Origin of the sequence: Thalassovita gelatinovora, assembly GCF_001458355.1 — a bacterium.
Lineage (GTDB): Bacteria > Pseudomonadota > Alphaproteobacteria > Rhodobacterales > Rhodobacteraceae > Thalassobius > Thalassobius gelatinovorus.
This window is the reverse complement of the sequence record NZ_CYSA01000029.1, coordinates 1-515: the sequence shown is the minus strand read 5'-3', so window position 1 is coordinate 515 and position 515 is coordinate 1. Positions and strand designations below refer to the sequence as shown.

General features: G+C 65.2%; 1 protein-coding gene. It reads right to left on the bottom strand.

The window, feature by feature from the left end:
• Positions 1-173: 173 nt before the first annotated feature.
• Positions 174-515 (bottom strand): hypothetical protein (locus TG4357_RS19610; RefSeq protein ID WP_158509101.1); only part of this gene is annotated, 342 nt, incomplete at its 5' end.

Sequence of the window (515 nt, the reverse complement as noted above, 5' to 3'; positions counted from 1 at the left end):
CCCCGATCACGGTTGTCGCTGACGGCCCGATCACCGTGCCGCCGCATGATCGCGGGCCGGATGAAGCCGGGTGAAGAAAGCGCTACAAGCGGAGCACCTCATCGGCCTGCACCCGGTCTTCGGGGCAGGCGATGATCACGTTGTCGCGCTGCAACAGGTCAAAGAAACCGTCGTCAAAGATCATCGAATAGCCGGTTTTGCGACCGGCAAAGCCGGGATCGGGGTGATGGCTGAGCGCGATGCGGCGGGCGGGGTTTTCCCCCCGCCAGCCCCGCCAGTTTTGCCATCGCCGCCGGATCGCAGCAATCGGCGCGGATCAGCAGATCCGCCCGCATGCTGCCATCCTGTCCCGGCCAGATCGCGGCGGGCAGCATGGCGCGTTTCAAATCCTGCTGCTGTGGGGTCAGCCCCTGCGGCGCGCGGGCGTGCCAATAGCGGCATATTTCGCGGTAATAGTGCCGCAATCCGAAATAGGTCGTGCGCACATGGGTCAGCGGGTTGCGGGTCAGTGACCC